This is a genomic window from Sphingobacterium cavernae, from assembly GCF_008520265.1.
GTDB lineage: Bacteria > Bacteroidota > Bacteroidia > Sphingobacteriales > Sphingobacteriaceae > Sphingobacterium > Sphingobacterium cavernae.
Window position 1 is genome coordinate 38,316 of record NZ_VIQM01000038.1, and the last position, 6,985, is coordinate 45,300.

Below are 6,985 nucleotides of genomic sequence, written 5' to 3' on the forward strand. Positions count from 1 at the left end.
GTAAATGTTTGCATCTACCTTCAAACTAAACTCAAAAACAGCGTTAATCCACTTCAGTGTATGGATTATCTTTGTTTTATACTTTGCTGTTTCTTATTTCTTGCTTTGGTGGGAATTCAAACCAGTTCGCGTTTCATTTGTAGAACCTCTAATTAGTGCTTTGACGATGGCGCTTTGCTGTTATTTGGTATTTAGTTCGATGAAATTTTATAATCCGAGTAAAAAGCAGTATTTCAAAATAATTGCTTTTTGCTTGACTCTAACGGTCATGAGTTTGGGTATTTCCATCTTCTGTATTTACCAATTTTTTGACAACCCGTCGCTTATTCATTATTACCACAAATTACCCTATAAGTTTATCATCAACTTTTTAGTGCTTTCGTGTATTATGATCATCAATATATTTTGGAATGTACAGGAAGAAGCTATTGAGAATGATCGTCGTAAATTAGAATCCGAGCGTTTGGTACGCGATGCAGAATTATATAACCTTAGACAACAACTTCAACCGCACTTTTTGTTCAATAGTCTAAATTCTATTATTGCGTTGATAGGGTTAAAACCCGATTTAGCCAAGAAAATGACTTTCCAGCTATCGGATTTTTTGAGAGGAACGATGCGTAAGGATGACAAACAATTGATTCCTTTGGCTGACGAAATCAAACATTTGGAATTGTATCTGGAAATAGAAAAAGTAAGATTTGGACATCGATTACAAACTAATTTCCATTACGAAGACGAAGTACTTCACAGCAAAGTACCGTGTATGATTATTCAACCGCTGATGGAAAACGCGATTAAGCATGGTTTGTATAATATTATTGGTGATGTGGACATCAATACCCAAATCACCCTAGAGCATAATATGCTGAATATTGAAATAACAAATCCATACGATACCGATCAATTTTACAACAAAAAAGGTACAGGATTTGGACTTTCAAGTATACAAAGACGTTTGTTCTTAATATATAGCCGTACCGATTTATTACACATTCGCAAAACAGAAAATCAATTCACAGCCATCATAAAAATACCTCAACATGATTAAAGCAATAATTATAGATGATGAGCCTTTGGCTCGTATGATTATACATGAATATCTTCAAAAGGAAAATGATTTTGAAATCGTAGCCGAATGTGGCGATGGTTTTCAAGGCGCAAAAGCAATTCAACAGTACAAACCAGACATTGTTTTTTTGGATATTCAAATGCCAAAGTTGACAGGTTTTGAGATGTTGGAAATTTTGGATGAAATGCCCCATATTATTTTCACTACAGCATTTGAGGAATATGCATTAAAAGCATTTGAGAAGAATGCGGTAGATTATCTGTTGAAGCCAATATCGCAAGATCGATTTGATCAGGCTCTCGAAAAGTTTAGATCGTTACATGTTACGAAACAAAAACAGCAAGGCGTAAAGGCTTTGAAAGAAGATTTAGAAGAGGAAACATTAGAGCGTATTGTCGTAAAAAATGGTACGCAAATCAAATTAATTCCGGTTCAACAAATCATCTTTTTGGAGGCTTATGATGATTATGTAAAGATTCACACTAAAGATGGTATGTTTTTGAAAAACAAAACTATGTCTTCTTTTGAAAAACAATTGGATCCAAAACAATTTGTACGCGTGCACCGATCATTTATTATCAAAGTAGACCAACTCGCGAAGATTGAGCCGATGGAAAAAGAAAGCTATAAAGGCATTCTTATCAACGGCGACAAAGTAAACATCAGTAAATCAGGATATGCAAGATTAAAACAAACAATTGGCTTATAACCGATTGTTTGTTAATTTTGCAACATGATACATAAAGCACTACTATTTGTTTGCAATATCTTACTCTTCAGTTCGACCTTAATCGCTCAATCTCCTGTAGAGCGTAGAAACCGGACTGTTTTCAATAGAATTGAATATTTCATCAATACCAAACAGCCCGATTCGGTTTACACATTAGCTTCAGAAGAATTCAAACGATCTATTGATAAACAAGGATTTATTGACATGATCAGCAATATGGCGAATTACGGAAAGATTTCGAATACCGAACCTGTCACATTCGCTAATAATATCGCTGGATATAATGTACTATTGGGAAGTTCGAAGACATCTATTCATCTAGGTGTCGACTCGAATTACAAATTCAACTACTTCTTGGTAAAACCTGATCACATTCAGACCGTAAGAAAAGAAGAGGTAAAATCAAATGTGAACAACCAAAATCCCTTGGATTTTTATGTGGATTCTATAGCGAGAGCCTATCTTTCAAATCCCAACACTAAGTCTTTAGCTATAGGTGTGATCAATAAAAATAGCATCAATACCTTCTTCTACGGCCAGACTGACCCGGCTAACACAGCTTCATTACCTGACGGAAATACGTTGTACGAAATCGGTTCTATTTCCAAAGTTTTTACGGCTACGTTGCTTGCTGAATTGGTTGAAAAAGGAACGATTTCATTGGATGATAGTATCACAAAATACTTGCCTGATACGTTAGCACAAAATCCCTATTTGCAAAAAATCACTTTCAAGCATTTAGCGAATCATACATCTGGATTGCCGAGGTTACCCGAAAATTTGGATAAAGTGGCTAAGTACAATCCTAAAAATCCGTACGCAAACTACAGTCGTAAAGATCTATTTCACTATTTGAAAGATGTAAAAAGTGATAATGAGCCTGGCGAAAATTTCGAATACAGCAATTTAGGTTATGGTTTATTGGGAGAATTAATTTCAATTATCACACAAAAATCCTACAGCCAAAATATCAAAGAAATCATTTCGGATACTCTAAAATTGCCAAACACTGTTGAGAAAGCAAACCCCAAGACACAAAAGCTAACGAAAGTATACAATGCGCACGGACAAGAAACACCTATTTGGGATTTTCAAGCTTTTGCGGGAACAGGTGCTTTGAAATCTACAGTGCACGATTTATTACGCTTCGCACAATACCAATTCAAATTACCAGAAACAACATTGGAAAATGCGATGGCGATGACAAGACAATTCACGTACTTTCTGCCTCCAAATACGGATATCGGTCTAGCTTGGCACATGAATATGGTCGACGATGTCATTCAACTTTGGCACAACGGTGGAACGGCCGGAAGCTCTTCGTTTATTGGTTTGGTGCCCGACAAGAAATCCGCTATTGTTGTTCTTTCGAATTCTGCCCTTTCGGTGGATGAAATAAGCAGTAAAATCTTGAGTAAGATTGCTAATCTTAAATAATGACATTCAATAAATACAAGCATTCCGTCAAATGATGCACAGAATGCTTATATTTGAGAAAATATTAACTAATAACAACGTGAAAAAACGCATTGCTATTTTTGCTTCGGGGTCAGGTTCAAATGCTCAAAAAATTATGGAGCATTTCAAATACGCTGACGATGCCGAAGTATCATTAGTACTAAGCAACAATCCTGACGCTTACGTATTACAAAGAGCCGATAATTTTGAAATTCCATCGCATATCTTCGATAGACATGAATTCTATCAAACAGATAATGTAGTCGACATATTAAAACGTTTGGATATTGATTTGGTCGTATTAGCCGGTTTCTTGTGGTTAGTTCCAGAAAATCTTTTGAAAGCCTATCCAAACAAAATCATCAATATCCACCCTGCCCTATTGCCTAAGCATGGCGGCAAAGGGATGTATGGTGATCGCGTACATAAAGCAGTATTAGCAGCAGGTGACGAAGAACATGGTATTACCATTCACTTTGTAAATGAAAACTTTGACGAAGGCGAAGTAATCTATCAAGGTCGATTCAAAGTCGAAAAAGACGACACATTAGAAACAATTAAATTCAAAGGACAACAATTAGAACATCTACACTACCCTAAAGTAGTAGAAAATCTATTAAAGAAATATCATTAAGAAATCGCACCCAAAAGGTGCGATTTTTGTTTTTTGAGATTTTTATTCTCGCTCAAGCCGCGAGTGACTCATACTTTCTTCCTTGATGACGAAAGTATGCAAAGCAATCAAGGCTTGGATATTTTGGCTAAAATCATCTCGTTTTCGCTAAACAGATTTGAGCCGTTTCACTTCTTAAATCTGTTTTTGACGCTTTAACTTCGTTGATTTCTTCACGCCAAACCATCCTAGGCCGTTTCTTTATGCAGGTGCTAAATAAATATTTTCAATACACATTCAACCCTTACAAATCCTTAAATATCGTCTTAGCGGATCGGCAATAGCAGGAAAAGTGAGCCGTTATGCCGATACGGTACAGCGATGATTTTTTGTTTCTTTTTATAAAAAAAGAAAGAGCCTGTCTGGAGATGAAGACAAGAGGGCTTATGACATAGAGAGCTTAAAATAAAGAGTAGTAAAAAATTCAAAATAGATTTCTCCTTGCGTCGAAATGACGCGCTATATGTCTAGTTCAAAAAATTAAACTTATTCATTTCAGCAAATAAATAGCCACCATCACTATGAAATCCACACATAAATTTTTACCTTTGCTGCTCCAAATAAAAAACAATGAATCATCCTGTTAAGATTAAAAATGCATTAGTTTCTGTCTACTACAAAGACAATCTAGCCCCACTTATTCAATTACTAAACAAGTACGGAGTTACTTTCTACTCTACAGGCGGTACGGAAGCTTTTATCCGTGACTTAGGAATTGGCGTTGAGCGCGTTGAAGATTTGACGGGCTACCCTTCAATCTTAGGTGGTCGCGTGAAAACATTACACCCAAATGTATTTGGTGGTATCCTTTCGCGTCGTCCTTTGGCAGAAGACAAACAACAAATCGACGAATATAACATTCCAGAAATCGACTTGGTTATCGTGGATTTATATCCATTCGAAGAAACTGTTGCTTCTGGTGCTTCGGAGCAGGATATTATTGAGAAAATCGACATCGGTGGTATCTCTTTGATTCGTGCAGCAGCTAAAAACTTCAACGATGTAGTAATTATTTCTTCGAAAAATGACTATACAGAATTAGAAGAAATTTTAGCAGCACAAGAAGGTGCTACTACATTAGAGCAACGTAAGTCATTCGCTAAACGTGCTTTTAATACATCTTCACACTACGATACAGCAATTTTCAATTACTTCAACCAAGAAGAACCAATCGAAGTTTTCAAACAATCAGAACAAAAAGCACAAGTATTGCGTTACGGTGAAAACCCACACCAAAAAGGTGTTTTCTTCGGTGATTTGGACGCAATGTTTGACAAATTGAATGGTAAAGAATTATCATACAACAACTTGGTGGATGTAGATGCAGCAGTAGCTATCGTTGACGAATTCCAAGAGCCTACTTTTGCAATCTTAAAACATACAAACGCTTGTGGTGTAGCTTCACGCGAGACTGTAAAACAAGCTTGGATTGACGCTTTAGCATGTGACCCAGTTTCTGCTTTCGGTGGTGTATTAATCACAAACGGTGAAGTAGACGGCGAAACAGCTACTGAAATCAACAAATTATTCTTCGAGGTATTGATCGCTCCTTCATATTCAGAAGAAGCAGTAGCTATCTTGACAGAAAAGAAAAACAGAATTATTTTACGTCGTAAAGAAGTGAAATTGCCTGCGGAGCAATTCAAAACTTTATTAAACGGTGTAATCTTACAAGATAAAGACAACACAGTAGAAGGTCCAGACCAAATGACTACGGTAACGAAAGTAGCGCCTACTGCGGCACAATTAGAAGACTTATACTTCGCGAACAAAATCGTGAAACACACGAAATCAAACACTATTGTATTTGCGAAAAACGGTACATTAATCGCTTCAGGTGTAGGTCAAACCTCACGTGTGGATGCATTGAAACAAGCTATCGAAAAAGCAAAAGCTTTCGGTTTTGACTTAGTAGGTTCTTCTATGGCATCAGATGCTTTCTTTCCTTTCCCGGACTGTGTAGAAATCGCTGGTGATAATGGTATCGCTGCAGTATTGCAACCAGGTGGCTCGATCAAAGACAAATTGTCTATCGAAATGGCAGACGAAAAAGGTCTTGCGATGGTGACTACAGGTGTTCGCCATTTCAAACACTAATCTTAGTTTTAGTAGGATATAGAAAAGCTCAATCGAAAGATTGGGCTTTTTTTGTTTCATAGGTTAATTGAAACATTTTGTATATTGGTTTCGCTAAACCAATTGTTCTCGCAATATATAATATTACTAAAATGGATATTTCAGAAATTTTAACTGTAAGGAAAAACAAAACAACAAGAGAATTCCAGCCTTTAAAAAATTTTATAAAAACTTCCGATAATCATAAAATTTGCTTAGAATATATATCAAACTCAATGATTGAAAATACAGAGGTCAAAAAAATTATTGCTAATTCACTTTTGATTAATCAAGTTACAAATATTGAAGTTTATTGTAAAGATATGTTAGATGCATTTTTTAAAATCTGCGACCCTAATATTACAAAAAAAACATTAAAAGAAATTCATAAAGATAAATATGACATTGATGACCTGGTATTTTTATATGAAAATTCTATACATCCAATAGAGTTAATTGCTTTTAATCAAAGTTTTCAGAATTTATCCACTATCAATCATATTTTCTCTAAAATCCTTAAGGTAAATGTATTAGAAGATATGAAAAGCACAAATTTTAGATATAAAGATGACGAAAAAGAATTTGATTTTAAAGATGATAAAATATATTCTGAAACTGAATCACTATTCAAAATTAGGCATGAATTGGTTCATAACCCATCATATAACTATTATTTTGACATTAAATCTATAACTGATAAATTGAATTACTCATCAACCTTTATATATGCTTTGGATTTGATACTAATTATAAATTTTGAAAAAACAAATAATTTCACAGCCAATACTGCTGTATCAGATCAAGTGCACTTGGATATTTCGGATTGATTTGTGCCACCGTTTTCGGTCAAACAGTGCCAAAATTTTCGTTTCGATTTGTGCCAATCTGAAAAAAATAGGAATGTAAAACGGTTCGATTTATGCCATTGTTTAATAAC

Annotated in this window: 6 protein-coding genes; all 6 read left to right on the top strand. The window is 35.2% G+C overall.

Annotation, left to right across the window (positions count from 1 at the left end):
• Positions 1–4: 4 nt before the first annotated feature.
• The 6 genes from FLS47_RS07410 to FLS47_RS07435 all read left to right on the top strand — a co-directional run bounded on the left by FLS47_RS07410 (position 5) and on the right by FLS47_RS07435 (position 6,875).
• Entirely contained in the window at positions 5–1,051 is a 1,047-nt protein-coding gene (locus tag FLS47_RS07410) for a sensor histidine kinase (RefSeq protein WP_149913735.1), read from the top strand.
• A complete protein-coding gene (locus tag FLS47_RS07415; RefSeq protein ID WP_149913736.1) occupies positions 1,044–1,781 on the top strand; it encodes a LytR/AlgR family response regulator transcription factor in 738 nt (245 codons plus the stop codon). The genes FLS47_RS07410 and FLS47_RS07415 overlap by 8 nt, the downstream gene beginning before the upstream one ends.
• Before the next feature lie 24 nt (positions 1,782–1,805).
• Positions 1,806–3,239: a serine hydrolase domain-containing protein gene (locus FLS47_RS07420; RefSeq protein WP_149913737.1), complete on the top strand. Its 1,434-nt coding sequence runs from the start codon at positions 1,806–1,808 to the stop codon at positions 3,237–3,239.
• 79 nt (positions 3,240–3,318) lie between these two features.
• Positions 3,319–3,894 carry a phosphoribosylglycinamide formyltransferase gene (gene purN, locus FLS47_RS07425; RefSeq protein WP_149913738.1) on the top strand — a complete coding sequence of 192 codons (576 nt, stop codon included), beginning with the start codon at positions 3,319–3,321 and terminating at the stop codon, positions 3,892–3,894.
• Positions 3,895–4,503: 609 nt separating this feature from the next.
• Complete coding sequence (purH, locus tag FLS47_RS07430) at positions 4,504–6,030, top strand: bifunctional phosphoribosylaminoimidazolecarboxamide formyltransferase/IMP cyclohydrolase (protein WP_149913739.1); 1,527 nt, start codon at positions 4,504–4,506, stop codon at positions 6,028–6,030.
• A 131-nt stretch (positions 6,031–6,161) separates the two neighbouring features.
• Positions 6,162–6,875, top strand: coding sequence for a hypothetical protein (locus tag FLS47_RS07435; RefSeq protein ID WP_149913740.1), 714 nt, complete (start codon positions 6,162–6,164; stop codon positions 6,873–6,875).
• Positions 6,876–6,985: the final 110 nt, after the last annotated feature.